Origin of the sequence: Bacillus sp. JJ783, assembly GCF_036963225.1 — a bacterium.
Taxonomy (GTDB): Bacteria; Bacillota; Bacilli; order Bacillales; family Bacillaceae_G; genus Bacillus_A; species Bacillus_A cereus_U.
Genome location: NZ_JBALMG010000165.1, coordinates 1 through 2,568 on the forward strand (window position 1 = coordinate 1; position 2,568 = coordinate 2,568).

Genomic DNA, 2,568 nt, shown 5'->3' on the forward strand with positions numbered 1-2,568 from the left:
TTGACATTTGAGTTTCATAGACATTTGCTTAGAGAATAAATAAGTGTGTATAAAAATACTAATAAAAGTTAACTCATGAAAATGTTGATCCTAGTTGATTTTAAAGAAAGCGGGAATGTAAATGGTATATGAAGCAAATATACATACAAGAAAAAAATTAGTTTCTATGTTCGAGGATTTTAATAATGTTGTTCTACTTTCTTATTTACAAGGACATATGGGCAACGCTTGGATGAATGATCTTGAAAACCCGACAGTAGCGCAAATTACGGTAGGGATTTTCACATTTTACGCTGGGGATCCAAATGCAAAAGAAACAGAAGAGTTATTACGTAACATCCCTGAAAGAATTTTAGCAATCGTAAATAGTGATCAATGGAAAAAGCGTTTAGAAATATTCCATGAAAGAAAAATAGATAAGTTTTTACGATATAAATTTAAAAGAAATCCAGAAGTGTTTAATCGCTCAAAATTACAATCTTTTATAACTGCACTTCCAAAAGGATATGAATTAAGAAAAATAGATGAGCATATCGCAAATAATCCAACATTACACAACGTTTCTGAAGATTTTACAAGCCAATTTCGATCAATAGATGATTATGTAAATCGAGGTATAGGTTATAGCATTTTGTATAATGGAGAAGTCGTATGCGGTGCATCATCATATAGTATTTATAATGATGGTATTGAAATTGAAGTTGCTACTGATCCGAATCATAGAAGAAAGGGATTGGCAACTGTAGTTAGTGCAGCATTAATATTGGATTGTTTAGAAAATGGGAAATATCCAAACTGGGATGCAGCGAATAGCACTTCTGCTAAACTAGCTGAAAAGTTAGGATATGTTTTTGATAAAGCGTATGATACTTATTTTGTGAATAATAGGTAAATGAACGAGTTTGTACAAATTAAATTGTACAACATAATAAGGCTGGAAAATCCTATTAAATTAACATTAATTAGTCCCTTTTTAAAATTACAAATTAAAATATCCAAAGATAATTTTACCTAAGCTAAAGACATTAAGAGAGATGTTAATTAATAGAATTGAAAGGGAGAATAATGACAAGATTATTTTCTTTAGAAGTGTTGATAATTTCTATTGGAAAAGGTGAGAGTAAAACAACGATATGAATGACAAAGATGAAGTGATTCCACAACAATTTGGGTATAAAAGCAGACTTTATTAAGTCGGTTTTTATTTTTTAATAATAAGGTGCTACCAATATTAAATTGCAGTTGCATAGATATTATGAAATGAAGAAATCGATAAATTTAAGAATAGATTTTTTGAAAGTTCCTTTAAAAATATGGTTATCTTTTTTACTATTGAACTTAATTAACATATCATTTTATTCTCCCACGATGAGAGTTAATAAATTTTATTTTTTATCGGTAAATACTCATAAAAACTCAGTATATTAAGTTGTGTATATTTGACTATTAAAGGGAAATTACTCTTTTTTTTGTAAATGATAAAAGTGACTATGATACAAACCCACGCATTAATAGAATAGATACATATACAGTATAGAGAGTTAAAAAACTCCAAAATATTGTATAAAGGAGATTATAAAATATGAGCGAACAATGCCCAATTAATGTACCATGTCAGGTAGATGGACAAACTCAAACGCCATTAAGTGATGCAGCTGCAACACCAATTCTTACTCCAGGAGCACCGATTGTAAAAATACCAGTTGTATTAGCAGAAAGAACAATTCAAATTGTTGTAGAATCTGATATTTCATTAGATCCTCCAGCAGTTGAAATTAAACGTATCTTAAAAAATGTATTTTTAACACAATGTAAGTTAGTTCCTGTAGCATTTACTCCAGTACCAGGTACAAATTACCGCCGAGTTACAAGAGCAAAATTATTTGTACAAGGATATATTCGTAAAAATATCGAATATGCAAATGATGAGTGTAATGGAGTGCTATATGATCGTATTGCAAATGTTCCATTTTCTGGTTTTGCAGATTTAACAGCAGCAGATTTTCTATCACAAGCTTTAGTAGCTTCTTCATCAGATACTACATCTCACTTTATTAATCCTAAAAATGGTGATTTACCACGTTTAGACAAATACTTCTTCGAAAATACAGTTTTTTATAATGAACAACCATATTGTGAATTAGTAAGCGCTCAATTTTTTGAATTAGACTTTTCACCTTGTCCAACAGACCTAAACGAACCATTTGATACTCTTCGTGAAAAAATTGTACTAGATCTTACTTTAAAAGTTTTACAAGTACAACAAGTACAAGTATAAAACTAAAAAAAGCATTGTCTTTAATAAAAAGACAATGTCTTTTTTATTATTATAAAACATATATAATGATGGAATGGTCGCGTACAAAAAGCATATTTTTATGAATTTCATCAGATGGGGGGATGGTGATGAATAAGCCATGGGTTGGTAAGGAAATATGGAACAAAGTTTACAAATGGAAAATGCTGAATGTTCAAGATGATTCGCGCGAAATAAGAGAAAAAAAGGAAAGTATAGAAACTGAATCAGAGAAAGAAGGTATAGCAATTGGATTAGAGAAAGAAAGAGAA

General features: G+C 29.7%; 2 protein-coding genes and 1 pseudogene. All 3 read left to right on the forward strand.

Annotated elements, in window-relative coordinates:
- The first annotated feature begins 121 nt into the window (after nucleotides 1-121).
- Nucleotides 122-892, forward strand: coding sequence for a GNAT family N-acetyltransferase (locus V7038_RS26340; protein WP_070146615.1), 771 nt, complete (start codon nucleotides 122-124; stop codon nucleotides 890-892).
- A gap of 690 nt (nucleotides 893-1,582) precedes the next feature.
- On the forward strand, nucleotides 1,583-2,278 hold the full coding sequence (locus V7038_RS26345) for a CsxC family protein (RefSeq protein ID WP_070146614.1): 696 nt from the start codon (nucleotides 1,583-1,585) through the stop codon (nucleotides 2,276-2,278).
- Nucleotides 2,279-2,406: 128 nt separating this feature from the next.
- Nucleotides 2,407-2,568, forward strand: a pseudogene (locus tag V7038_RS29625) (BC_2427 family protein); the annotation flags it as partial.

Coding starts and splice junctions, on each gene's coding strand:
- V7038_RS26340 (WP_070146615.1), top strand. CDS start 122: ATGGTATATGAAGCAAATATACATACAAGAAAAAAATTAGTTTCTATG.
- V7038_RS26345 (WP_070146614.1), top strand. CDS start 1,583: ATGAGCGAACAATGCCCAATTAATGTACCATGTCAGGTAGATGGACAA.